A 25,498-nucleotide genomic window follows, 5' to 3' on the forward strand; every position below is an offset into this window, starting at 1 on the left:
ACCGCACCGTGGGCCGGGGAGCGGCGCACCGGGACCGCCCCTCACGGCACGAGCCGCACCCCCGTGGATCGGGAGCGCGACTCGTGGTCGGTCAGGCGTCAGGGGCGACGCCACCGGGTCACCGCACCAGCTCGTCCACCACCCGCTGCATGGACTGGCTATGGTTGCCGAAGCGGTGCATGGTGATGGACACGGCCTGCTCGGCCAGCATGTACATCATCTCCACGCGCCCGGCGCCCACCACGTCCTCGGTGATCAGGGCGATGTCCGGGTGCTCGGCGCGCACCGCGTAGAGGTCCTTGAGGTCCTCCTCGGAGCCGTCCCACGGGGGGATCACGCGGACGCGGGCGCCGTGGCGGACGTCGAGGGCGGCGTCGTCCAGGGCGCGCAGGTCCGAGAGCTGACCCAGCGGGCCCAGCGAGCCCGTGCCCAGGGCGTGCGCGAACTCCTCGTCCGTGGCAGGGTTCAGCACGGTGGCGAACAGGCCGTTCACGGCGGCCGGCACCTCCGAGGCGGCGCTGAGCACCACCTGCGAGCCCGAGCGCACCGCCGCGAGACCCACGCGCAGGACGTCCGTGAGGGACGCACCCTCCTGGGCGCGCACCACCACGGTGCGGGGGCGGTAGCGGAACAGGTTCGCCTCGCTGCGCAGGGCAGTGGGGTCCTTGACCTGGCCGAACTCGCGCTGCCACTCGGACTGGTCCGACTGCGCGGCGCGGCGCAACCACACGAGGTCCTCGTCCGAGATCAACGGGGTCACGGCGTCCAGCGCGCGGTGCACGCGCGGGTCCAGGACCCATGCGCCGGCCGCGCCGCGGTCCGTGCTGGAGGACGAGAACCCGGCGCGCTTCCAGCGGCCCAGCGACGCCAGGTAGTTGGGGCCACCGGCCTTCGCGCCGAGACCCACGGAGGAGCGCTTCCAGCCGCCGAAGGGCTGGCGCTGCACGATCGCGCCGGTGATCCCGCGGTTCACGTAGAGGTTGCCGGCCTGCACGGAGTCCACCCAGCGCAGGATCTCGTCCGCGTCCAGGGAGTGGATGCCTGCGGTGAGCCCGTAGTCCGTGCCGTTCTGCAGTTCCACGGCGTGGTCCAGGTCCTCCGCGGCCATGAGCCCCAGCACCGGCCCGAAGCACTCGGTGAGGTGGAAGAAGGACCCCGGCTTCACACCGGTGCGGATCCCGGGACGCCACAACCGTCCGGTGTCGTCCAACTGCTTGGGCTCGATCAGCCACTCCTCACCGGGCTCCAGTTGCGTGAGCCCGCGCAGGAGCTTCTCGGAGGGCTGCTCCACGGTGGGGCCCACGGTGGCCTGCAGGTTCACGGGCCAGTCCACCACCATGGAGGAGGCGGCGTCCACGAGCTGGCGGCGGAACCGCTCGGACCTGGCCACGGACCCCACCAGGATGCCGAGCGATGCCGCGGAGCACTTCTGCCCCGCGTGGCCGAACGCGCTGGAGACGAGGTCCCAGACGGCCTGGTCCCGGTCCGCACTGGGGGTGATCACCAGGGAGTTCTTGCCGGAGGTCTCCGCGGTGAGCGGGCGCTGCGGATCCCACGAGGCGAACAGCTGCGCGGTCTCGTACGCGCCGGTGAGCACCACCCGCTCCACGTCCGGGTGGGAGATCAGCTGCTGACCGGCCTCCCCCTCCACGGCGTCCACGAGCTGCAGCACGTCGCGCGGCACACCGGCCTCCCACAGCGCCTCGCACACCGCGGTGGAGCAGCGGCGGGACTCGGGGGACGGCTTGTGGATCACGGCCGAGCCAGTGGCCAGGGGTGCCACGGTGGTACCCGTGGGGATGGCCAGCGGGAAGTTCCACGGCGGTGTCACCACGGTCACGGCGTGCGGCACGAAGTCGCCACCGTCCACGAACTCCAGCTCCAGCGCGCGGCGGGCGTAGTAGCGGCAGAAGTCCACGGCCTCGGAGACCTCGGGATCGCTCTGCTCCAGCACCTTGCCGGTCTCCGCACCGGCCACGGCCATGAGGTGGCCGCGGCGTGCGGCGAGGATGTCCCCGGCGCGGTTGAGGATCTCGGCGCGCTCACGAGCGGGCGTGGCGGCCCACCGCTGCCCCGCGGCCTTAGCGGTGGCGACGACGTCGTTCACGGCCTCGACCGCATCCCCCGAGTTCTCCTCGACGTCCCGCAGCAGCTCGGGGACCGCCAGCGATGCGTACCACTGTGGGTCCCCGATGCGTGCGGCGATCTCCTCCGCCCACTTCTGGTTGGCGGGGACGGAGACGTCCGTGTCCGGTTCGTTGCGGAACGGCTCGTCCAGGGGGATCGTGGGGGTCTCCCCCGCGGTTTCCGCGCGGCGGTCCTGCACGCGCCGCGGATCGAGCGCCCGGGGATCGTCCTCGAGGTCAGCGAGCGCCGCCCGGAACCGGGCCTCCTCGCGTTGGAAGACCCAGTTGTCCGGACCCAGGTCGAAGATCCCGGACATGAAGTTCTCGTTCGCGGAGTTCTCCTCGAGCCGCCGCACCAGGTAGGACACGGCGACGTCGAACTCCGCGGGCTTCACGGCCGGCACGTACAGCAGCAGCTGGCCCACGTCCGTGGACACGGCCTCGCTCTGGGAGGTGGCCATGCCCTGGAGCATCTCGAACTCGATGCGGTCGGTGACGCCGCGCTCCGCCGCGAGCAGGTGGGCGAACGCGATGTCGAAGAGGTTGTGCCCCGCGACCCCCAGGCGCATACCGCGCATGCGCTCGGGGTGGAACAGCCAGGTGAGCACGCGCTTGTAGTTGGTGTCCGTGGCCTGCTTGGACTCCATGGTGGCCAGCGGCCAGCCGTGCATTTCCGCGTCCACGTTCTCCATGGCGAGGTTCGCGCCCTTGACCAGGCGGACCTTAATCTGTGCGCCGCCGTCCGCGACGCGCTGCCCGGACCACTCGGAGAGCCGCTGGATGGCGCCGAGGGCGTCTGGAAGATAGGCCTGGATGACGATGCCGGCCTCGAGGTTCTTCAGCTGGGGCTTGTTCAGCAGCCGCTGGAACACCTCGATGGTCAGTTCGAGGTCCGAGTAGACCTCCATGTCCAGGTTGATGAACATCTTGCCGGTGCCCTTGGTGGCCGCGGTCTCGTACAGCGGCAGCAACCGCTCGACCACGCGCTCGGCGGTGCGGTCGAAGCCCCAGTGGGACAGTTGCGGTACCACGGAGGAGACCTTGAGGGAGACGTAGTCCACGTCCTCGCGGCGCAGCAGGCCCTCGGCGTCCGCGAGGTGCTTCTTGGCCTCGTCCTCGCCGAGCACTTCCTCGCCCAGCAGGTTGATGTTGAGCCGGTGCCCGTGCAACCGCAGGGCCTTGACGGACTTGCCGAACGGGCCGGGGCGGGCGTCCACGACCATGTGTCCCACCATTTGCCGCAACCGGGTGCGTGCCGCGGGGACCACCACGGAGGGCAGCACACCGGACAGCGCCGTGCCCGCCTGGATCTGGGCCCGGTCCGTGGCGGGCATGGACTGCGGGGTCAACGCCGCGATGTCCTGCAGGGCCTTGGCCGCAGCCTTGGTGTCCTCGGTGCGGACGACGCGATCCACGAATCCCACCGTGAACTCCAACCCGTTGGGGTCCTGGAGCACGGCGGCCAGACGGTCCTCCGCGGGGTTCTTCTGTGTGTTCTTGCGCTGGTTCTCCTGAGCCCTGAGCAGCCACGTGCGCACGAGGTCCACGGCGGGATCGGCGAGGGCATGAGGATCGGTTCCGGTATTGACGGTGCGTGCCATTGCAACGCCTCCAAAGTCTCGGCCCGGGAAGGATGCCGAGGCACTCCCTCGGCCACCAGCCGAGTCTCACCGGGCCCGGCGTGGCTGGTTCTCACACGCTATCGTGATCCCCGCCACGGCGAAGAATCGCCGACCTACGACCGATCGAGCTCCGCCTGCAGGATGTCCAGCACCCGGATGAGGTTCAGGTGGGCCTCCACCTGCGGGAAGTTACCGGTGGCCCGGCGCTGGGACGGCGAATACGTGGACGGCAGCAGACCCAACTCGTTGGCCGTGCCGAGCACGAGGTCCGTGAGCCGCGTGGCGTCCCCCGTGTGTCCGCACAACGCCAACTGCTCGGCCAGCTGCAGGGTCGCGGACACGGACGGCACCGACTGCCCCGCGAAACCGTCCTGACCGATCGAGGACGCGAACGCCTCGGCGTCGTCCAGGTCGGTCAGCTGCGGGAGGTTGCGGTAGCGGTGCAGCAGCCCCGATCGGTCCGTGAGCTCCTTGCGGATGCGCGCCACGGTGCCGAGCATGCGTTCGTCGTCGTAGGCCACGAAACCCACCGTGGGCAGCTGCAACAGGGAGGCGTCCACGTCCGTGGAGCCGTAGTACTGCACGAACGAACCCACCTGGGGGTCGTAGCCGTTGGTCCAGATCTCGTGCGCGAGCTGGTCCCGGTGTTCCTCCCACGTCTCCACGTCCCCGGGCAGCCCGTGGATCCGCACGGCGTCCACGCCGGCCTGCAGCGCGGCCCACATCATCACGCGCGAGTGCGTGTAGTACTGGGGTTCGCCGCGCATCTCCCAGACGCCCTGGTCCTTCTCCTCGTAGTTGGCCACGACGGCGCGCAGCAACGCCTGCTGCAACGGCCAGGACAGGTGGTCCTCCTGCACGCCGCGCCGACGCAGCATCTCGAACACCCGCAGCACGTGACCGGCCACGTCCGCCTGGTAGTGGTTGCCGGATGCGTTGCCCTCGCGCACCGGGCGCGATCGCTCGTAACCCGGCAGGTCCACGAGGCGTTCGCGGATCTGCCCGGAGCCGTCCAGCGTGTAGATGTTGGAGGGGTTGTCCACGTCCCCGGCCACGGCGCGCAGCAGCCAGTTGCGCAGTTGCGCGGCCTCCCGGTCGTGGCCGTGGTCCAGCATGATCTCCAGCGCGGAGGCCGCGTCCCGGGGCCACGCGTGGCGGTGGTCCCAGTTGCGTTCCCCGCCCAGCACCTCCGGCACGGACGTGGTGTCCGCGGCGATCAGTCCGCCCGTGGCCTGGTGCATGAGCCCGCGCACCACGAGCAGGCTGCGGCGGATGATGTCCCCGGGGGCATCCTGGGTGCTCGTGAAGTGCACCGTCTCCTGGGCGTCGGCGTCCGCCGGGCGGTCCCCGTGGCGCCCCACGTCCCGGCCTGACGCGGGCTCGCCCGCGTCTCTTCTTTCCGCCGACGACGCCGCCCACGCGCCGTCGTCCCCGTCCTCCGGGAGTTCGGGGTCCGCGGCGGGGTCCGTGAGCGGATCGTACGGTTCGTACAGATCCGTCCACTCCTGCCACAGGTTCAGTGTGGCCGTGAGGGTCTCATTGACATCCACCGCTTCCGGCGGGACGCCGTGGGACGGGAACCACGTGAGTGTGAAGTCCCTGGTCTGGCCTGCGGCCACCGTGAAGGAGCCCGCATGGCGCCGCTTGCTGCGGTCCGGGTCCGCCTCCGGCAGCGGGTCACCGTGGAACACCACGGAATCGGGGCCGGCCATGCCCACGAGCACGGACTCCGCGACCGCGCCCTCCTCCGATTCCTCCTCGAGCACGTCGAAGCGGCTCAGCCACGGGACCGACGAGCCGTAGTTGAAGCGCAGCCGCAGGTCCTGGAACATCTCGACCTCGCCCGTGAGGCCCTCCACCCGGCGGATCAGTTCCGTGCGGGAGTTCAGGGGCATGAAATCGGTGACCCGCACCACGCCGGTGTCCGTGGTCCACACGGTGTGCAGCACGAACGTGTTCTCCGCGTAGAACCGCTCCACCGCGGTGACGCCGGGCAGGGAGAGGTCCACCGCGGCGTCGTCGTCCACGGCGCAGTACGGCGCCAGCAACCAGCGGCCGTGGTCCGGGGTGCCCAGCAGCGCCGCGAACAGCGCGGGCGAATCGAAGCTCGGGACGCACCACCAGTCCACCGAGCCATGACGGGAGACCAACGGCCCACTGCGCATGTTGGAGAGCAGGGCGTAGTCCTCGATCTTGGAAGCCATGGGCCCAGAATCCCACAAACGCCCTGGCGGCTCACGCCGGAGCATGGGCGCCCGTGTCGAGGAACGGGCCCCTGCCCTCAGGGGAAGTCTGGCCGGATGGCCACTGGGTTCGGTGACGTTCCGCCACTAACGTGGTTTGTTCGTTGTCCGCGTTCCCGACAGGAAGAACCCCATGACGTACCCGTCCCAGTTGCTCCCCCGCTCGACCCAACCCGGTGAGCCCGTGGGGCCGCTCGGCGCGGTCCGCAACTACGTGCGCAAGGGTTTCTGGTTCTCCGGCAGGGCGTCACGGTCCGAGTACTGGTGGGTTGCCCTGTGGACGGTTGTGGTCTCGCTGCTGACGGAGCTGGGCAACTTCCGGTTGTCCGACGAACCTTGGGGATCGAGCGCCCTGGGGTTGATTCTGGCGTTGCTGCTCTTCGCCGCCACGATCTTCCTGGCCATCTTCAGCCTGTCGCTGTCCGTGCGGCGGCTGCACGACATCAATGCCTCCGGGTTGTGGGTTCTGCTGGCCCTCATCCCGTTGCTCGGCCATCTGGCCCTGCTGGTGATGGCGGCGTTCCCGCCGGATCCGCGGGGCGCCCGGTTCGACAACCAGACGATTCCCACCGGGACGCCCGCAGCGGCCCATCGCACGTGAACTTCGCCCTGACAAGGAGGACAACCAGTGATTGCCGTTCTTCTCATGATCCTCGGGTGCGCGTCGTTCTTCTACGCGACCCACGTGATCGTCAGCGCCAACCCGCACGCAAAAATCCCGACCTGGATAGGCCTTCCACCCAACAACCCGGGCCGCGCGTTTGCGGTCCGCATGGCGGGGATACTGTTACTGATTTCCGGGGCCGTGTTCTCCGACGGCTTGGCCTGGTACTGGATCGCGATATTCGTCCTGATCCTGATGGCCCCCTCTGTCGTATATATGGCCCTGCACAACCGCAGGGTCACCCGGTCGGAACCCTCTGACCCCGCGAATTCCTCATCTGAGCAAGACGACGCGCTGAGCAATACCAGTCAGTCCGAATCGGGACACTTCCGTTAGCCCTCTTTCATGGCCCATCTATAGGTACCTGGTTCGCTGCATTGGGCGGGGTGATGCAACACAGATCCCGGAACGCACGAGGTCAAGCCAGGCACGGCTTGTACACATCGCCTGTCAGCGTGACCCCAGGAAGGCATATTTTGAACGTTCGTCGCCGCACAAACCCCGTCTTGCTGAGCCTTCTGCTGTGGGGCGCTTCTGTGGCCGCCTGGGCCGCAGCGCTCGCAGCAGAGCGTCTCATGTACAACGACGCCGTTTCATGCAAGCTGCCAAGGGCAGATTCGATATACGGGCGGCCGGGATGGAGTTGGGCACCCCTAGGACATACCTGCACGTGGGACAACGTCGGCGATGGCATGACGGTCATCGATAACCCCTCTTGGATGACTCTCGCGCCCCTGCCCATTGTGATCCTGTGGGCGATCAGCATCATCTGCGGAATTCGTAAAAGCAATCGAATCCACTCGAGTCCTCACACGCGAAAAAGGCCCCAATGACGTCCTCGCCCCCAAAACTCCCCGCTCGACACAGTCCTCCGGTGAGCCGGGGGGGGGTCGTGGCGCACCATCGGAAACTTCCTCGCAAGGGGACCACGTTCTCCGGTCGTGCATCGCGGTCTGAGTACAGGTGGATCGCCCGGCGTAAGCGGCCGTCACCGTCCGCCTGGTACCGGGATCCTGTGCCCACCTTTGTGCTGATGACTCCCCCGTGCGCAGGGTGCTGCACAACCGCAGGGTTGCCGAGTCGGCAGGCACTCGACCCCCCGAGTAGCCATCCGAATCAAGGATTCGTGAGGCCTGGACCTCGGCCGGAAGCCCCCGGCGGCCCTCTTGACCCATACCCCCGTAGGGTATAATTTGGACCCATGAGCAGCCCCGAGACCCCCACCCGCGGGTACACCCAGGACAAGGCGGCTTATGCCCGCCGCCTCAAGCGCATCGAGGGTCAGGTGCGCGGTGTGCAGCGGATGATCGACGAGGACACCTACTGCATCGACGTCCTCACCCAGATCTCCGCCATCCAGTCCGCCCTGAAATCCGTGAGCCTGGGGCTCATGGAAGAGCACCTGGGTCACTGCGTCAAGCACGCCGTGGAGGCCGCCCACGACTCCGGGGACCCCTCGGACATGGACGCCAAACTCGCGGAGGCCAACGCCGCGATCGCCCGGCTCGTCAAGAGCTGAGCGGGCGCCGTCGGCCCACGCCGCGGCCACCAGGACTTCGGGCCGTACGGCCCGGCAGGAGAATCACGAGCATTGAGGAGAATCCCATGAACACCACCGTCAACGTTTCCGGCATGACCTGCGGACACTGCGTCGCCTCCGTGAAGGAGGAACTGGCCGAGGTTCCCGGCGTCACCTCCGTGGCCGTGGACCTCAACGCCGGCGGCGTCTCCCCCGTGACCATCGAGAGCTCGCGCGAACTGACCTCGGACGAGATCTCCGCGGCCGTGGAAGAGGCCGGGTATGCCGTCGTCTGAACCAGCTACGGCCGAACCGCAGGTGCACGGGCCGCTGCGTGATCTGGACCTGCAGATCACGGGCATGACGTGTGCGTCCTGCGTGGGACGGATCGAGCGGAAGCTGCGCAAGATCGACGGCGTGGATCCCGCGGTCAACCTGGCCCTGGAGTCCGCGTCCGTCAAGGTCCCCGGGGACGTCTCCGACGAGCAGATCCTGGACACCATCCGCAACGCCGGTTACGGCGCCGAGATCACGGGTGGGGACCGCGTGCAGCGGGCCTCCGCTCCTGCCGAAACGCCCAGACAAGCCGACGACGCCGCTCACGCGGGTACGCGGGGCGGGGCGTCATCGGCACTCGGGACGACCGACGCATACCCCCGCGGGCATGCGTCCTCGGAGACAACCCCCGAGCGAACCGCCGAGGAGACCCTGCGGGCCGAGAACGAGCACCGGGATCCCGCGCTCGAGACCACCCCCGCGCAACGGCGGATGAGCGACCTCAAGAAGCGGTTCATCGTGGCCGCGGTCTTCTCCGTGCCGGTCTTCGTGATCTCCATGGTCCCCGGCGCGCAGTTCCCCCACTGGGGCTGGGTGGCCGCGCTGCTGACACTGCCCGTGGTCACGTGGGCGGCCTGGCCTTTCCACAAGGCCACCGCCGTGAACGCGCGCCACCTTTCCACGACCATGGACACCCTGGTGTCCCTGGGCGTGACCGCGGCCTACCTGTTCTCGCTGGGCCACCTGCTCGTGGAGCCGGACATGACCGCCCATGCCCATCCAGACATGGCCATGGACATGTCCAGCCACCAGTTGTACTTCGAGTCCGCGGCCATCATCACCACGTTCTTGTTGCTGGGCCGCTGGCTCGAAGCGCGCGCCAAATCCCGTTCGGGTGAGGCACTCAAGGCGTTGCTGGATCTCGGCGCGCAGCAAGCCACCGTGGTGGATGAGGACGGCACCGAACGCACGGTGCCCGTGTCCGAGCTGCGCGTGGGGGACACCTTCACGGTGCGCCCGGGCGAGAAGATCGCCACGGACGCCGTGGTCGTGGAGGGCGAGTCCGCCGTGGACGCCTCCATGCTCACCGGGGAATCCGTTCCCGTGGAAGTGGGCCCGGGGAATGAGCTCACGGGGGCCACCGTGAACACCACCGGTCGTCTGCTGGCACGGGCCACGCACGTGGGCGCGGACACCGTCCTCGCCTCCATGAGCCGCACCGTGGCGCGCGCACAGGCCACCAAGGCCCCCGTGGCGCGACTTGCGGACCGGATCTCTGCCGTGTTCGTGCCCGTGGTCATGGGCATCGCAGTGCTGACCTTCGCGATCTGGTGGCTGGTGTCCGGGGACCTGAATCAGGCGTTCGTCGCGGCGGTCTCCGTCCTGGTGATCGCGTGCCCGTGCGCCCTGGGCCTGGCCACTCCCACGGCCATGCTGACCGGCACCGGGCGCGGCGCTCAGCTGGGCATCCTGATCACCTCCGCGGAGGTACTGGAGGACACCCGCTCGGTGGACACCGTGGTGCTGGACAAGACCGGGACCGTGACCCACGGGGACATGGCGGTGACCGCCGTGACCCCGGTGAACTCGTGGTCGCGGGATCAGGTGCTGGACCTGGCCGCGGCCGTGGAGAGCTACTCCGAGCACCCGATCGCCCACGCGATCACCGAGGCGACGCCGCACCGCTACGAGGTCTCCCACTTCGAGTCCGCCCCGGGCGGCGGCGTCAAGGGATACGTCCCGGACGGCATGAACGCACGCGCCGTCGTGGTGGGCCGAGAATCGTGGCTCGCCCAGAACGGGATCCGGCTGACCGCGGACGAGTCCAAGGCCCTGCGCCGCGCCCGCGAGGACGGTTTCACCACCATCCTCGTGGCCGTGGACGGGCGCGTGGCCGGGTTCATCGACCTGCAGGACACCGTGAAGGACGAGGCCCCGGCCGCGATCGCGGAACTCCAGCGGCTCGGGCTGCGCCCGGTGCTGCTCACGGGGGACAATGCCGCCGTGGCCCGTTCCGTGGCCGCCCACGTGGGGATCGCCCCGGAAGACGTGATCGCGGACGTCACCCCGGACGGCAAGGTCCAGGCCGTGGAAGAGCTACAGTCGCAGGGCCGCGTGGTGGCCATGGTGGGTGACGGCGTCAACGACGCCCCCGCCCTGACCCGCGCGGACCTGGGCATCGCCATGGGTTCCGGCACGGATGCCGCCATGCAGGCCGCGGACATCACCGTGGTGCGCAGTGACCTCACGGCCATCCCGCTGGCGATCAAGCTCTCCCGGCAGACGCTGCACATCATCAAGTCCAACCTGTTCTGGGCCTTCGCCTACAACACCGTGGCCATTCCGGTGGCGGCCCTGGGGTTGTTGAACCCCATGATCGCCGGCGCCGCCATGGCCTTCAGCTCGGTGTTCGTGGTGCTGAACTCGTTGCGACTGAAGCGGTTCGCGCGCTGACCAGCCGGTCGCACGGCCGCCCAGCACGGGTCACGCGACCAGAGCCGCACGGCACGGGTGACACGGCGTAAGAAAGCGAGGCCCCGGGGAACCACTGGTTCCCCGGGGCCTCCGCTCTCTATAGGAGCCCTGATCCCTGCGGTCAACGAGCGCTCGAGCCCGGCTCCTCGCCCTTGGTGTCCGGGCGCACGCGCTGGCCGAACTGGGGTTCGTCGTTGGTTGCCGCCCCCGCGGCACCGGCGGTACCGGACGACGTCGCCGCCGAGCCTTCCCCGCGCGCCTGTTCGGCCTGCCGGCGGGCCTTGTTCTCCGCGTACAGCTTGGCGGAGGACCGGTTGACGCCGGTGCCCTGACCGAGCTCTTCCGCGTTGGGCTTCTCGAGCAGCATGAGGGTCGCGCACACCACCACGGAGGCGATGAACGCGATGCCCGCCGCGATCAGGCCCAGGCCCATCCGGGCGGCGTTGTCCGTGCCGCCCGCTGCTACCACGGACACCACCACGAAGGCCACGACCGCCAGAACGGCCGAGATGATCAGGGGCCCCTTGATATCGGTTCTGCGCCGGCCATTGTGCTCAGTGCGCTGGGCCACGTGATTCCTCCTGGCGGTGGTCGGGGTGTGGGGCGGGGGTAGGGGATCCGCCCGCGAGTTCAACGTGTCAGTGTACGCGTTCAGGCCGTACGGCCCGGGTCCGTCAGGGCCTTGTCCGCTGCGCGCGCATCGTGGCGCAGGCTCAGTGCGGCGATGAGCTGGGTGACGCCGACAATGATGGCCGCACCGCCCACCACACCAAGTTCTGCCTTGGTTCCGAGGGTCTCCACGAGCACCATACCCGTGGCCGCGAACACGGTCACCACGCCGCACAACGTCCAGTCACGACCCAGCGGGAACTGGCCACGGAAACGCATGCCCAACACCAGTTCGGTGATCCCGCACAGACCCAGGATCACGGCGGAGAACAGGACGAAGAGCCAGTCACTGCTCGCGACCACCGCGGTGAGCACCCCGCCCAGGACGTACAGCACACCGTAGGACTGCGGGATGTTCCGGCTCGGGCCCAGGTCCACGTCCTCGCGGCGGTTCAGCCGCAGCTGCAGGAAGATCGCGGAGACGCCCGTTCCCACCAGGAAGAACGCCATGACCCACCGGCCCGCCCCGAGGGACGGTTCCTGCCAGAAGACGGTCACCGCCGCGAAGATCAGCGCCACCACGGCGCGCAGCAGGGTGGGTCCCCACAGGTCGTGGCGCACGTCGGCCCCGCGGGACCTGCCGCGGTCCTGCCCGCCGTGCGGTGCGGAAATCTGTTGGGGCACGCCGAGAACTCCTGAATCTGCCGGGGATGTCCCGCCCAGTCTAACGAGCTTCCCTGGACGGGTTCAGGGCTCTCCCAGCACCTCCCGCAGCAGCCGGGCCCCGCGTTCCACGTCCCGGTCCGGCGCGGTCAGGCCCAGCACCACCCCGCCCCGTTCGTCGACTCCCCGGCCCGCTTCCGCTTCCGCTTCCGTTGACGACGCCGCTGCCCCACCACGTTCACCACCCGCGCGGCCCTGCCCCGTCCAGTACTCGCCCAGGGCACCCACGAGGACCCCGCGGCGTCGTGCGCGCTCGATCGCGACGTCCTCGTCCGGGACGGCGAGCACCGCGTGGGCACCGCCGGCCATGGGCAGAACGCTCACGTGCGGGAGGTCGCCGAGGACATCGGAGAGCAACGAGCGGCGCCGTCGGAAGGAGCGGCGCATCCTGGCCGTATGGCGCTGGAACTCCCCCGTATCCATGAACCGCGCGAGCGCTTCCTGGGCGATGAGCGAGACGGGCGAACCCAGCTCCGCGCGCGTGCGCTCGAGGTCCGGGAGCAGGGAATCCGGGGCCACGAGGTGCCCCACGCCCACGGAACTGCCGAGCACCTTGGCGAAACTGCCCAGGGTCACCACGGTGTCCCGGGCGGTGTCCAGCGCCCCGAGGGCGGGCAGGGGTTGGGCGCTGTGGCGCAGTTCGGAGTCGTAGTCGTCCTCGAGCACGAGCGCGCCGTGCTCACGGGCCCACGCGAGCAGTTCCATCCGGCGCGTCACGGGCATGGTCCCGCCCAGCGGGTACTGGTGACCGGGCGTGAGCACGATGGCGTCCGGCGCGGGTGCGACGTCCCAGCGCCCCGCCCCGCCCCACCGGCCGCTGGGCAGCTGTTCGGGTACGAGACCGTGCTCGTCCACCCCCACCGGCAAGGCGATGTGCCCGAGCGCCCGCACGACCCGGCGCAACGCGGGGTACCCGGGATTCTCCACGGCCACGCGCAGTCTCCTGCCGCGCGCGAGCCCCAGCACCCGCAACGCGAGCTGTAACCCGTCCCGCACACCCGCCGTGACGAGGATGTCCTCGGGGGAACGGACGATTCCCCGATTGAGCCGCAGGTAGTCCGCGAGGTGGTCCCGCAGATCGGTGCGCAGGGTGCGTCCCGTGGCGACGCCGCTCGCCGCGTCCCGCCACGCCCCGCGCCACGCGGGGGTGTCCAGGGACGTGATGGCGCTCTTCCCCGGGCGCAGGTCGATCACCTCGGGCCGCGCCGCGGACCGACGGGCCGTGCGCGGTGAAGGGGGCGCGGGCGACGTCGTCGGGGCGGGAATGCTCGCAGCTGGCATTCCAGGGCGAGGCGACGTGGGGGTGGAATGCTGTCCGACGCGGGGCGACGCCGCGGCGTCGCCCCCGGGTGCCGGGCCGGACGGGCGGGCCCGGTGAGCCTCGGCGGTCGTAGCGACAGCACGGGCGACGGGCCCTGTACCGCGCCGCATTTCCAGGTGCGGGGTGATCCGCGTGGCACCGCGATCGGCCACGAGGTAGCCCTCACCCGCGAGGACGTCCCACGCGGCGGTGACCGTTCCGCGCGAGATCCCCAGCCGGGCGGCCAATGCGCGGGACGAGGGCAGGGGGTCGCCGGGGCGCAGCACCCCGCGCGCCACGAGCTCGCGGATCTGCCGCACGAGCTGCTCCCCCAGACCCGTGCTCGCGGTGCGATCGACGGTCAGGGGGAGGTCGGTGTCCCTGGCGTGCCTCATTCCCGGGACTGCCGCGCGATGAAGCCGGCCATGCCGGGAACGGTGAACGCCACCTGACCGTGATCGGGAGCGTAGATCATCCCCTTCTGGATCAGTTGCGCTCTCGTGGGGCCCAGGCTGCTGGCCTTGGTACCGAGTCGAGCTGCGAGTTCACCCGTGCGGGAGGGGCCCGCACCGTCCACCGCCATGACGCTCATGTACTCGCGCTCCTTGGGCGTCGCCCTGCCCCAGCGGGCCGGGAAGAATCCGGAGTCCAGTTGCGCCCACCCCTTCTCGATGGCCACCCTCGAGTCCTCGAGCGTGAACGGCGTGGTCGGTGCGACTTCCCACACTGCTTTCCCGAACTCCTGGATGAAGTACGGATAACCACCCGACGCCGCGACGATGGCGTTCAGCGCCTCGGTGTCGAATTCGGCGCCCACGTCCTTGGCCGGGCGTGCCACCGCGTATCGCGCTTGCTCCGGGTCCAGCGGTCCGATGACCCGGTAGTCGAAGAGTCTTTCCGCATAACTGCGTGTGGCGCTCAGGATCGTGGGAAGGTTCGGCAGACCGGCGCAGATCACGTAGAACGGCCAGTCACGCTGGCCCGCGATGTGCTGGACCGTGACGATTGCGCTCATCATGTCCGGGTCTAGGTCCTGCATCTCGTCGATGAACAGGCCGAATGCGCTGTGCTGTGCCTTCAGTGGTTCACTGAGATCCTCGACCAGCTCTTCCACATCGATGTCGATCCGCCCGGACTGCGCGCGTACGGGATGAAGATCGACACTGGCCGAGACACCGCTCGTCCCCACGGAGACACTGAAGGACTGGATGGTCGTGAGCGCATCAGCGAAGAACTGACCGGGGTGACGGCCGAGATGACGCCGAGCCGCCACCACGAGTTCCCGGGCGAACCTGTCTCTCACGTCCTGCCTGCCCCGAGCCTCCGCCCGCCCCTCCAGTTGGACGGTGAGCCAGCCGTGATTGTCCGCATGCGCACGCAGGACGTTGAGCAGGACGGTCTTTCCGACTCCGCGTAGACCCGTGAGCACCATGCCCCTGTTGGGGCGGTGGAGCTTGGCGCGCGCGATCATGAGGTCGAAGGCGGAAATCTCTGCCTCCCGGCCACTGAGCACCTTGGGACGCAGCCCGGATCCGGGGCTGTAGGGGTTGGCTGCGAGGTCCATGTACCGAAGTGTAAAACATTATATAAATATTTTTATACTTACTTAGATTTCGATAGCGTATCGATCGACGGCTGCCAGAGGCCGCGGGTTAAGTGCCGGTCGTTGCGTAAGTGGACCACTTCATTTCGTCGATTTTGGCTCTGTCAATGGACCACCCACGCTGCCAGGATGGAGGCCATGACCGAAACCTTGCAGACCTCCGCCCAGGACCCCACCCCCGTGACCGGATCGCGCCTCGTCAAGCGCGGCCTGGCCGACATGCTCAAGGGCGGTGTGATCATGGACGTGGTCACCGCTGAGCAGGCCCGGATCGCCGAGGACTCCGGAGCCGTGGCTGTGATGGCGCTCGAGCGCGTTCCCGCGGACATCCGCTCCCAGGGTGGCGTGGCGCGCATGAGTGATCCCGATCTGATCGAGCAGATCATCGACTCGGTGTCCATCCCCGTGATGGCCAAGGCGCGGATCGGGCACTTCGTGGAGGCCCAGGTGCTCGAGCACCTCAAGGTGGACTACATCGACGAGTCCGAGGTGCTCTCCCCCGCCGATTACGTCAACCACATCGACAAGCACCGCTTCAACGTCCCGTTCGTGTGCGGTGCGACCAACCTGGGTGAGGCGCTGCGCCGGATCACCGAGGGCGCGGCCATGATCCGCTCCAAGGGCGAGGCCGGAACGGGGGACGTCTCCGAGGCCACCAAGCACATCCGCACCATTCGCGCCCAGATCGCCGAGCTGCAGGGCCTCTACACCTCCACCCCGGACGCCCTCTACGTCAAGGCCAAGGAACTGTCCGCGCCGTACGAGCTGGTGGCGGAGGTCGCCCGCACGGGCAAGCTCCCCGTGGTGCTGTTCACCGCCGGGGGGATCGCGACCCCCGCGGACGCCGCCATGATGATGCAGCTCGGCGCGGACGGAGTGTTCGTGGGCTCGGGCATCTTCAAGTCCGGCAACCCCGCCGAGCGCGCCCGCGCCATCGTGGCCGCGACCGCCTACTACGACGATCCCGCCCGCATCGCGGAGGCCTCCCGAGGCCTGGGCGAGGCCATGGTCGGCATCAACGTGGCGGACCTGCCCGCACCGCACCGCCTCGCGGAGCGCGGTTGGTGAGCTCCGCCCCCACCGTCGGTGTCCTGGCGCTGCAGGGCGGGGTGGCCGAGCACCTGGCGATGCTCCAATCGCTGGGTGCCCGGGCGGTTCGCGTCCGTTCCGTCTCGGACCTGCTGGGCGACCACGACGCTCCCGCCGTGGACGCGCTCGTCCTGCCCGGGGGTGAGTCCTCCACGATGGACCGGCTGTGCCGCACGTTCGGTCTGTTCGAGCCCCTCCAGCGGGTCATCCGCGCCGGCCTGCCCACTCTGGGCACGTGCGCGGGACTCATCATGCTGTCCACGCGGATTGCGGATCCCGCGCCGGGGCAGCAGAGCCTGGGTGTTCTGGACGTCACGGTGGACCGCAATGCGTTCGGCTCCCAAGTCGACTCCGCGGAAGTTTCGCTCCCCTGGGCCGGCACCGCTGGCCACGCGGAGACGGACGACGACACCGCGATGACCCCGAGCGGCGTCGTCCGCGCGGCCTTCATCCGAGCACCCTCGGTGACCGAGGTGGGGGACGGTGTGCAGGTGCTGGCCCGCTACCGCGACACGGTGGTGGCCGTTCGCCAGGCCAATGTCCTGGGCATCAGTTTCCACCCCGAGCTCATGGGAGAGACCACCGTGCACGAGGAACTGCTGAGCATGGTCCGGACGGGCGCGAACGCATAGCGCGGGCCACGGCCGCGCGTTCGTCCCGCGGCGGCCGCTCGGAGTGTCGAAGACACGTTCCCGGAACGTCCCTGGTCAGAAACTCCCTGATGAACCCCCGCCGGTGAACCCGCCACCCCCGCCGAAGGACGAGGGGGACGAGCTCCCGAACGACGACCCCGCCGAAGATGCCGCCGAACCGTTGTACACCGCCGGGTACATCACGTAGAGCGGTAGCCACGAGCGGAACGTGGGCGCGTACTGGATCTCGTGCTCGATGCCGTCCGCATCCTTGGCCCTGTTGGGTTTGTCGTTGAGACCGGGGGCTTTGCGATTCTGGTAGCGGTACTTGTAGTACGCCTGGCGCATCCCGTCCGTGATCTCCTCGTCCGGATGCTCCCGCTGGAACTGTTCGATCTCGCGGTCCGCCTGCTCTCGGATCTGCTTGCGCTGCCGGTGATGGCGCCACCAACTCAGCAGGCCCACCAGGACCGCCACGCCCACGACCCCCAGGAGCACACGGGCCCACATGTTGCTCGTGGCCTCCCGATCAGCGGCCGCTTGCGGATTCGCCTCGTCGTAGACCTCGGTGATGGTGTTCGTGAACGCTCCCGCGTAGTCCTCCTTCTTGAACCCCGGTTCCAGCTCGTCCTGCATGATGTTCCGGGCGTCCCTGTCCGAGAGCACCTCGCGGGCCCCGTCCGCCACCTCGATGCGCAGCTCACGTTCGCCCATGTCCGCGACCACGAGCACCCCGTTGTTGCGGCCGTCGTCCCCCACACCCCAGTCCGTGGCCACCTTGCGGGAGTAGTCCTCGATGCTTTCGCCCTGGGTCTCGTCCACCGTGAGCACGGCCGCCCGGATGTACTCGTTCTCGGAGTTCTTCTCCCCGATCAACCGATTCAGTTGTGCTTCCTGGTCCGGGGTCAGCAGGTCCGCCTGGTCCTGCACCGCACCCTCGGTGGGGCGGGGTGGCACGTCCAGGGCGTGGGCCGGAGCGGCGACTCCGGTGACGAGCACCGCCCCCAGCGCGCCGGTCGTGATGATGCGCCGCAGGGGCGCCATCCTGAGCGTTTCGGTGTCCACGGGTCCTCCCGGGTTTCGTCACATGCTGGCCGGCACAGGTTCTCGTAGGCCAGGGTGCGGGTACGATGACGCCGCGCGGCCCGGCGGTCCCGACGGCGCGTTGCTCTCGAGACCCAGTGGGTTTCGAGAGCGCCCGACTCAGCGGCGCGCGGTGGGGACCACCATCACGGGGCACTCGGCGTCCGCGAGGGCGGCCTGGGACACCGAACCCATGAGCAGACCGCGGAACCCGCCGTACCCGCGGGTGCCCATGACGAGCAGCTCGGCGGTGCGGGAGGCGTCCACGAGCGCGTCCGCGGGGCGGCCCTCCAGCACGCGGGTCTCGATCTCCAGGTCCGGGAAGTCCTTGCGCAGTTCCTCGGCCACGGAATCGGTGAGCTCCTTGGCCGGGGCCATGAGCTGTTCCTGCACGGCGCGATCCAGCTCGGCGGAGTTCATGGGCAGGTAGCTCGTGGTGGGGACCACGCTCACGATCGCGAGCCGCAGCCCGTGATCCGCGGCGTACCGGGCGGCCTGCGGGACCGCCTCATTCTTGGCGCCGAGCTTGTCCACGCCCACGACCACGCGACCCTCGAAGCTCTCACCCTCGGGCCGGGTCTCACGTTCGTCAGGGCGCCACTCCTCCGGGAGGATCACCACGGGCGCGGCGGAGTGGGCGGCCACCGCGGCGGAGACCGAACCCACGCGCCCGCGCACCCCGTGGTGCCCGCGCTTGCCGAGGACCACCACGGAGGCGTCCTGGGCCTCGTAGACGATCACGCCGGCGGCGTCGCCGCGCTCGATGATGCCCTGCCCGGTGACGCCGCCCGCCTTGGCCTTCTCCACGGCGCGCGTGGCCAGCCGCTCCGACTCCTGGTGCAGCGCATCCGCGAAGGCTCCATAGATGGACTGGTCCAGGCCGGTCTGGCGGCCCATGGAGAGCACGATCTTCAACGGCTCCTGCCGCTTCTGGGCCTCGAGGATCGCCCAGTCCAGGGCCCGCTCACTGTGATCGGAACCGTCGTACGCCACCACGATGTTCTGTGTCATCTGTCTGCACCTAGTTTCTTAACTGTATTTCGAGGGGGAATGCGGATCGGGGCTCAGCGGCCGCTGGGGACCACCATCACGGGCCCGGCAGCGGAGCTCAGCACGGCCTGGGACACGGATCCGAGCAGCAGACCCGTGAACCCGCCGATCCCGCGGGAGCCCACGACCACGAGGTCCGCGGTCCGGGTGGCCTGCACGAGCACCCGGCCGGGGCGGCCCAGGAACGCGTGCTGCGTGACCCGCAACCGGGGTTCCCGCTCTGCAATGGTGCGCGCCAGTTCTGAGAGCCGTTCGAGCGATTCCTGGAAGTAGTAGGTCTGGTTGTACTGGTCCTGGAACCACTCCGGGGTCCCGGACAGGGCGCCGTTCACGGAGACCAGGCTCAGGGTCGCGTCGTGGGACAGGGCGTACTGGATCGCGTGCGCGACCGCGGGGTTCTTCTCCCCCGCGCCGTCCACGCCCACGACCACGGAGCCGGAGAAGTCCATCTCGGAGGCCGGGGTGCGGGTTCCGCCCTGGGCCTCGTCATCCGAGACGCGCACGTCCTTGCCGTCCCGGGCCTCCTCGCGGGCGAGCTCGGCGTCCGAGTCGTCCTCGTGGGTTCCGGGCGGGACCACGATCACGGGCACGGGGCTGTGGGCCGCCACGGCCGCGGAGACCGAACCCAGCCGACCCCGCAGGGCACCGCCCTTGCCGCGCTTGCCCATGACGACCAAGCAGGCATCCTTGGCGGCGTGCAGGACGGCCCGAGCGGCGTCGCCCTCGCCCAGGACCTTGCGGATCTCGACGTCAGGGGCGTGGGAGCGGGCGTACTCCTCGGCGGCCTCGAGATGGGATTCGCTCTCCGCCTTCACGGCGTCGTGGAAGCGCTGTTCCAGGCCGGGATCCCCCACGACCGCGACGGGGAACGCGCACAACAGGCGCACGGGGGCCTTGCGGGCGGTGGCCTCCGCGAGGGCACGGTCGAGGGCGCGCAGCGCGATCTCGGAACCATCGATGCCCACCAGGACGGGAGCGTTGGACGAGGTGTTCAGAACGTCATTGTTCATACCTCCAGAATAGTCTCCGCGCCCTGCAACGGCGCGGTCCACCACGCGATTTCCGGCCCGTGACGACGCCGCACGGAGCGTCCTCGCGCTCCTCTCGCCGGGCCGGCTCCGCGGGCCGCTCACGCCATCGCGAACATCCACCGGTCCCCGCGGATGCGCAGACCCAGGGTCACGGCACGGGCGCCCATGTACCCGCCCGCGTACGCGAGCCACAACCACGCCGCTCCCGCAGTGTCACTCCCGCCCCGTTCGAGAACGAGCCACAGCAGGGGCGCATACACGACCAGGTTGATGACCCCGGCCAGGGCGAGATAGCGAGCGTCGCCGGCGCCGATCAGCACGCCGTCGAGCACGAACACGAATGCCGCGAGGGGCTGACCCACGGCCACGACGATCAACGCGACCCCGAAGATCACCTGGACGTCCCGCGACGGGGTGAAGAGGAAGCCCAGGTGCGGTCCGAGCAGACCCACGATCACGCCCGTGACCACGCCGAAGCCCAGACCCCAGCGGATCAGCCGATGCATGAGCCGCCGGACATGTTCACGTTCCTCGCGCCGTTGCAGGTCCCTCGCGCCGAGTTCCTTGCCCAGCAGTGCCTGGGCGGCGATGGCCAGGGCGTCCAGTGCGAAGGCCAGGAAGTTGAAGATCGTCATGGTCAGTTGGTAGGCCGCGAGGTTCTCGGCCCCCTGCGCCGTGGCCACCACCACGGTCACCAGGATCGCGGCGCGCAGGGACAGGGTGCGCAGCATGAGCCATGTCCCCACCGTGAGGTGCGTGCGCACCCCGGCCCAGGACGTCGCGAGGCTCACGCCGCGCCGTCGGAACTGCCGAGTGAGCATGATCAGGTACGTCACAGCCATGGCCCACTGCGTGATGCTCGTGCCGATCGCCGCGCCCGCGACGCCCAGCTGCGCGCCGTACACGAGCGCCACGTTCAGCCCCGCGTTCACGGCGGCGCCCACGCCCGCGATCACGAGCGGGGTGGTCGTGTCCTGCAGACCTCGCAGCACACCCACGGCGGCCAGCACGATCAGCATGGCCACGAGTCCGGGCAGGGACCACAACGCGTACGACGTCGCGTGCTCCAGCACTTCGCCCTCCGCACCCAGGGCGCGCAGCAGGGGACGAACGGCCACAACACCCACCGCGGCGAGCAGCACCCCGAGACCCGCGGCGGTCCACAGTCCGTCCCGACCCACGCGCAGGGCATCGGCGAGTCTGCCACCACCCACGTGCCGGGCCACCGCGGGGGTGGTGCTGTAGGCCAGGAAGACCATGAGTCCCACGACCGTCTGCACCACCGTCGCGGCGATCCCTACCCCCGCGAGCTGCGCCGTGCCCAGGTGGCCGATGATCGCCGAGTCAGCGAGCAGGAACAGCGGCTCCGCGATCAGCGCTCCGAACGCCGGGACGGCGAGCGCGAGGATCTGGCGGTTCAGGCTCTTCCCGCCCGCGGTCTTGGACGGGGTCCCAGGATCCGACGGCGTTGCCGGGCCCTCGGGCGTCACGGGCTCCTCGGAAGCTGCGGGGCCCCCGCGGTGGAGACCTCCGGGACTGGGCTCCGGGGGGCGGGCGTTTTGGGGCGCGCGGGAGTTCGGGCGTGAGCGGAAGGAAGGCACCGCACCAGGGTAAGGGGATCAGTCACCCGCCGAGGCGGGCAGGGTCAGCGTCCCGGGGCGGGTTTCACCGCGATCACGGGGACGGCGGATTCCAGGATGATCTGCTGCGCGGAAGAACCCAGGAAGATCTTGCCCGCGGGGGACCGCCGTCGGACCCCCACCACCACGGCGTCGATCTCCGCGCTGTTGGTGGCGTCCACCAGATCCCCCACGGCATTGCGGCTGCGGGCGGCGGCATGCTCCACGCTCACGCGCTCGTACGGGATCGCGGACAGATCCGGCTCGTTCCCGTCCACGGGGAATACCACGAGGTCCGTGTCGCGACGCCGGGCTTCCTGGACGGCGAAGTCGCGGGCGGCGTGACCGGCCGGAGTCTCGGCGGCGGCAAGGATGATGGCCATGGGTCCTCTTCTCTGTGCGCGATCCATCTGGGGGCAGGTTCCGGGGCGGGGCGAGATCGCCCCCGGGCGGTGAACCGGTGCCGGCCCGGTGAATCCCGGGGTCCGCGTCGGTACCGCCTCCCACGTGGGGGTATGTGTATCCTAAGTCACACTTCTCGCGGCCCCGTGGGCGGCGGGAATCCTCCTTACCGCGAATCCCGGGAGAATCCATGAGCTCCACCCACTCCCCCGACCGCCGCACGTTCCTGACCTACGGTCTCGGGGGACTCGTGGCCCTGGGGGCCATCGGAACCGCGACGGCGGGGTCCATCGCATCGGCCTCCGGCGGCAACGACCTCCGTTCGTCGCTGACCATTATCGCCCCGGCGGCCGCGGGCGGCGGGTGGGACACCGTGGCCCGGGAGATGCAGCAGGCCCAACGGGCCAACGGCATCGTGAACAACACCCAGGTGGTGAACATCCCGGGTGCCGGCGGGACCATCGCGCTCGGGAACCTGGAGATCCTCTCTGGCAAGGCCAACAACCTCATGGTGGGTGGCACGGGTCAGTTGGCGGCCACCATCCAGTACGATTCCGCCACCACCTACGCGGACGTGAATCCCCTGGCCGTGGTGGTGGAGGAGTACGACGTGATCGTGGTCCCCGGCGATTCCCCGTACACGTCTCTGAAGGAACTCATGACGGCGTGGGCCAAGACCCCCGGCAAGGTCCCGTGGACCGGAGGCGGTTCCTTCGACCAGCTGGTCGTGACCGAGATGGCGATCAGTGCCGGGTTGGCACCCAAGGACATGATCTACGTGTCCTCGGACGGCGGCGGTGAATCTACCCAGGCCCTGCTCAACGGCACGGCGGCCGCCGCGGCCAGCGGGTACCCGGATTCCATCGACCAGATCGAGTCCGGGCGGTTGCGGGCCCTGGGCATCGTGGCCCGCGGACCCGTGCCCGGGGTGGAGATCCCCACGACCGTGGAGCAGGGCTTCGACGTCACCCTGGCCAACTGGCGCTTGCTCGTGGCACCGGGTGGGATCACGCCGGAGGAGAAGACCGAGCTCGAGACCATTGTGCGGGAAACGATCGCCACACCGCAGTGGCGGGAGGCCATCGAACGCTTCAACTGGAACGAGAACGTGATCACGGGCGAGGAGCTCACCCGTTTCCTCGCGGACGAGAAGACCCGCATCCAGGGCCTCTACAAGGAGTTGGGACTGTGACATCACAGGTGACCGGGTCGACCCCGGCGTCCGCACCATCCCCGCACGAGGCGCCGCCCTCCGCGCACCGGTCGCTGCTGTCCGAGCTGACCATGCCCTTGGTGCTCGCGGCTTTCGCGACGTACCTGCTGGTGAGCATGCTCAGCATGTCCGTCCCGGAGTCGGTGGACTTCCCCGGGCCCCGGTTCTTCCCGGCCGTGGTGACGGCCGTGATCTACGCCCTGGTGATCGTGGAGGTGCTCTCGATCCTGCGCCGCCGGTCCGCGGACCGTTCCCCTGGAGGCCACCCGACGACGTCGACGGGCAGCACCGCGCACACCTCCCCCGCCGATGACGACGCCGCACCCTCGGCGGACGATGCCGGCTACGAGTTCGTAGGTGCCTACGAGCCCGCCACGCCCCAATTCTCGTGGCGGTCCTTCGCCTGGGTGGTGGGCGGTTTCCTGGTGTTTGCACTACTGCTCGAGTTCCTGGGGTGGATCATCGGCGCCGCCGTACTGTTCTGGTGCGTGGCCCGCGGCTTCGGCTCCACCCGCCCGCTGTTCTCACTGGTCGTGGGGCTGACCGTGAGTTCCCTCGCGTACATCGCCTTCGACATGGCCCTGGGGCTGTCCCTGCCCTCCGGCCTCCTGGGGGGTGGGTTCTAGATGGAGACCCTCTCGCTGTTGCTGGACGGTTTCGCCGGGGCGCTCACCCTGCAGAACCTCTTCTGGGTGGTGCTCGGATGCTTCCTGGGCACCGCCGTGGGTGTCATGCCCGGCCTGGGGTCCTCCATGGCCGTGGCGCTGCTGCTGCCCGTGACGTTCGCCCTGGATCCCACCGCGGCGTTCATCATGTTCTCCGGCGTGTATTTCGGCGGGCTGTTCGGGGATTCCACCATGGGCATCCTCATGAACACCCCGGGGCAGGCCTCGGCCATCGCGTCCACGTTCGAGGGCCACAAGATGGCGCTCACCGGCAGAGCCCCACAAGCGCTCGCCACGGCGGCCATCGGAGCGTTCATCGGTGGTTTCGTGGCGTCCGTGGTGGTCGTGTTCTTCGCACCCTTCCTGGCCGAGTTCTCCACCCAGTTCGGTCCGGCGGAGTTCTTCGCCCTGGCCCTGTTCGCGTTCGTGGCCACGTCCTCCGTGGTGACGGACTCCGCGGTCAAGGGTTTGCTGTCCCTCGCCCTGGGACTGGGGATCGCCGTGGTGGGTATCGACTCCGTGACCGGCATCCCGCGGTTCACCATGAACTCCCCCTACCTCTTCGACGGGATCTCCCTGGTGACCGTCACGGTGGCGGTGCTCGCGCTGGGCGAGGTGATCTATTTCGCCACGACCGCCCGGTTCCAGAGCCAGGGAAGGATGCTGAAGGCCCAGGGGCGGCCCTGGTTGAGCCGCAAGGAACTGCGGGAGGCCACCCCGGCATGGTTGCGCGGCACGGCCATCGGCTTGCCGTTCGGCGTGGTCCCGGCCGGCGGCGCGGAGATCCCCACGTTCCTGGCATTCGGCGCAGAACGCAAGCTGGATCGGCGTCGTCGCGACCCGCAATTCGGCAAGGGCGCCATTCGAGGTCTTGCCGCACCCGAGGCCGCGGGCAACGCCACCACCGGTATGGCCATGGGTGCGCTGCTCGCGCTGGGCCTGCCCATCTCCGCGACCGCCGCCATCATGCTCGCCGCGTTCCGGCAGTACGGGCTGCAACCGGGACCGCTGCTGTTCGAGCGCGCCCCTGATCTCGTGTGGGCGCTGTTGGCCAGCTTCTTCATCGCGATGATCGTGCTGCTGATCATCAACCTGCCGTTCGCGATGGTGTGGGCCAAGCTACTGCTCATCCCGCGCCCGTACCTGTACGCGGGCATCACGGTGTTCTGCGGCCTGGGCATCTACGCGACGTCCGGCTCCGCCTTCGACCTGCTCATGCTCCTGGGCGTGGGACTCGTCGGCTTCTTGATGCGTATGCATGATTACCCGCTCGCGCCGCTGATCATCGGGGTGGTCCTGGGTCCGCTCGCGGAGACGAGCCTGCGGGACGCCCTGATCAGCGCGGACGGTGACGCCTCGGTCCTGGTGAGCGGTCCGATCGTGCTCGTGCTCTACGGGGTCCTGGTGATCATCCTGCTCCTGACACTGCGCAGCAGAGTCACGAGCCGCACCCGCAGGGACGTCTGAGCCGACTCGTCTCCGGGCAAACCCCGCCCTCTCCCACGTGCGGGTGCACTGATTTTGCTGAGCTAAAGCACGCAAACCCCCTCTCAG

General features: G+C 69.3%; 21 protein-coding genes. 10 read left to right on the forward strand and 11 right to left on the reverse strand.

Features of this window, described 5'->3' with window-relative positions; translation table 11 throughout:
* Positions 1 to 118: 118 nt before the first annotated feature.
* Entirely contained in the window at positions 119 to 3,727 is a 3,609-nt protein-coding gene (locus tag RF637_RS04430) for a bifunctional proline dehydrogenase/L-glutamate gamma-semialdehyde dehydrogenase (protein ID WP_368844240.1), read from the reverse strand.
* 134 nt (positions 3,728 to 3,861) lie between these two features.
* The gene (locus RF637_RS04435; RefSeq protein ID WP_368844241.1) at positions 3,862 to 5,997 is read right to left on the reverse strand and encodes a glycoside hydrolase family 15 protein; all 2,136 of its coding nucleotides are present in this window, start codon (positions 5,995 to 5,997) and stop codon (positions 3,862 to 3,864) included.
* A 127-nt stretch (positions 5,998 to 6,124) separates the two neighbouring features.
* Between RF637_RS04435 and RF637_RS04440 the strand changes: the two genes are divergently transcribed.
* From RF637_RS04440 to RF637_RS04460, 5 genes are all read left to right on the forward strand, one after another.
* Positions 6,125 to 6,592: a DUF805 domain-containing protein gene (locus RF637_RS04440; protein ID WP_368844242.1), complete on the forward strand. Its 468-nt coding sequence runs from the start codon at positions 6,125 to 6,127 to the stop codon at positions 6,590 to 6,592.
* A gap of 27 nt (positions 6,593 to 6,619) precedes the next feature.
* Positions 6,620 to 6,991, forward strand: a complete 372-nt coding sequence (locus tag RF637_RS04445; protein WP_144997460.1) for a hypothetical protein — start codon at positions 6,620 to 6,622, stop codon at positions 6,989 to 6,991.
* An 865-nt stretch (positions 6,992 to 7,856) separates the two neighbouring features.
* Positions 7,857 to 8,174, forward strand: a complete 318-nt coding sequence (locus tag RF637_RS04450) for a metal-sensitive transcriptional regulator (protein ID WP_064846429.1) — start codon at positions 7,857 to 7,859, stop codon at positions 8,172 to 8,174.
* 86 nt (positions 8,175 to 8,260) lie between these two features.
* On the forward strand, positions 8,261 to 8,470 hold the full coding sequence (locus RF637_RS04455; RefSeq protein ID WP_035960929.1) for a heavy-metal-associated domain-containing protein: 210 nt from the start codon (positions 8,261 to 8,263) through the stop codon (positions 8,468 to 8,470).
* Positions 8,457 to 10,904: a heavy metal translocating P-type ATPase gene (locus RF637_RS04460; protein WP_368844243.1), complete on the forward strand. Its 2,448-nt coding sequence runs from the start codon at positions 8,457 to 8,459 to the stop codon at positions 10,902 to 10,904. The genes RF637_RS04455 and RF637_RS04460 overlap by 14 nt, the downstream gene beginning before the upstream one ends.
* 142 nt (positions 10,905 to 11,046) lie before the next feature.
* Here the strand turns inward: RF637_RS04460 and RF637_RS04465 are convergent, their stop codons facing one another.
* The 4 genes from RF637_RS04465 to RF637_RS04480 form a co-directional block, all read right to left on the reverse strand.
* A complete protein-coding gene (locus tag RF637_RS04465; protein ID WP_368844244.1) occupies positions 11,047 to 11,496 on the reverse strand; it encodes a hypothetical protein in 450 nt (149 codons plus the stop codon).
* An 80-nt stretch (positions 11,497 to 11,576) separates the two neighbouring features.
* The gene (locus RF637_RS04470) at positions 11,577 to 12,218 is read right to left on the reverse strand and encodes a hypothetical protein (protein WP_239316959.1); all 642 of its coding nucleotides are present in this window, start codon (positions 12,216 to 12,218) and stop codon (positions 11,577 to 11,579) included.
* Between the two features lie 63 nt (positions 12,219 to 12,281).
* A complete protein-coding gene (locus tag RF637_RS04475) occupies positions 12,282 to 13,952 on the reverse strand; it encodes a PLP-dependent aminotransferase family protein (protein WP_368844245.1) in 1,671 nt (556 codons plus the stop codon).
* Entirely contained in the window at positions 13,949 to 15,121 is a 1,173-nt protein-coding gene (locus tag RF637_RS04480; protein WP_167317909.1) for an ATP-binding protein, read from the reverse strand. The genes RF637_RS04475 and RF637_RS04480 overlap by 4 nt, the downstream gene beginning before the upstream one ends.
* Positions 15,122 to 15,298: 177 nt before the next feature.
* On the opposite strand from RF637_RS04480, the gene pdxS reads away from it, so the two are divergent.
* A complete protein-coding gene (pdxS, locus tag RF637_RS04485; RefSeq protein WP_368835620.1) occupies positions 15,299 to 16,228 on the forward strand; it encodes a pyridoxal 5'-phosphate synthase lyase subunit PdxS in 930 nt (309 codons plus the stop codon).
* Complete coding sequence (gene pdxT, locus RF637_RS04490; protein ID WP_085106751.1) at positions 16,225 to 16,881, forward strand: pyridoxal 5'-phosphate synthase glutaminase subunit PdxT; 657 nt, start codon at positions 16,225 to 16,227, stop codon at positions 16,879 to 16,881. Before pdxS ends, pdxT begins: the two co-directional genes overlap by 4 nt.
* Positions 16,882 to 16,956: 75 nt before the next feature.
* Here the strand turns inward: pdxT and RF637_RS04495 are convergent, their stop codons facing one another.
* From RF637_RS04495 to RF637_RS04515, 5 genes are all read right to left on the reverse strand, one after another.
* A complete protein-coding gene (locus RF637_RS04495) occupies positions 16,957 to 17,946 on the reverse strand; it encodes a YgcG family protein (protein ID WP_368844246.1) in 990 nt (329 codons plus the stop codon).
* 138 nt (positions 17,947 to 18,084) lie between these two features.
* Positions 18,085 to 18,975 (reverse strand): universal stress protein, encoded by an 891-nt coding sequence (locus tag RF637_RS04500; protein WP_144931928.1) that lies wholly within the window; start codon positions 18,973 to 18,975, stop codon positions 18,085 to 18,087.
* Positions 18,976 to 19,028: 53 nt separating this feature from the next.
* Positions 19,029 to 20,024: a universal stress protein gene (locus RF637_RS04505; protein ID WP_035960940.1), complete on the reverse strand. Its 996-nt coding sequence runs from the start codon at positions 20,022 to 20,024 to the stop codon at positions 19,029 to 19,031.
* A gap of 119 nt (positions 20,025 to 20,143) precedes the next feature.
* Positions 20,144 to 21,466, reverse strand: a complete 1,323-nt coding sequence (locus RF637_RS04510) for an MATE family efflux transporter (protein ID WP_368844312.1) — start codon at positions 21,464 to 21,466, stop codon at positions 20,144 to 20,146.
* A 224-nt stretch (positions 21,467 to 21,690) separates the two neighbouring features.
* Positions 21,691 to 22,047, reverse strand: a complete 357-nt coding sequence (locus tag RF637_RS04515) for a universal stress protein (RefSeq protein ID WP_368844247.1) — start codon at positions 22,045 to 22,047, stop codon at positions 21,691 to 21,693.
* A gap of 209 nt (positions 22,048 to 22,256) precedes the next feature.
* Here RF637_RS04515 and RF637_RS04520 point away from each other — a divergent pair, with 209 nt between their 5' ends.
* From RF637_RS04520 to RF637_RS04530, 3 genes are read left to right on the forward strand one after another with little or no spacing between them, the layout of a single operon-like run.
* Positions 22,257 to 23,258, forward strand: a complete 1,002-nt coding sequence (locus RF637_RS04520) for a tripartite tricarboxylate transporter substrate binding protein (RefSeq protein WP_368844248.1) — start codon at positions 22,257 to 22,259, stop codon at positions 23,256 to 23,258.
* Positions 23,255 to 23,905 carry a tripartite tricarboxylate transporter TctB family protein gene (locus RF637_RS04525; protein ID WP_368844249.1) on the forward strand — a complete coding sequence of 217 codons (651 nt, stop codon included), beginning with the start codon at positions 23,255 to 23,257 and terminating at the stop codon, positions 23,903 to 23,905. The genes RF637_RS04520 and RF637_RS04525 overlap by 4 nt, the downstream gene beginning before the upstream one ends.
* Entirely contained in the window at positions 23,906 to 25,411 is a 1,506-nt protein-coding gene (locus RF637_RS04530; RefSeq protein WP_368844250.1) for a tripartite tricarboxylate transporter permease, read from the forward strand.
* Positions 25,412 to 25,498: the final 87 nt, after the last annotated feature.

Origin of the sequence: Kocuria sp. CPCC 204721 (genome assembly GCF_040980945.1) — a bacterium.
Taxonomy (GTDB): Bacteria; Actinomycetota; Actinomycetes; order Actinomycetales; family Micrococcaceae; genus Kocuria; species Kocuria marina.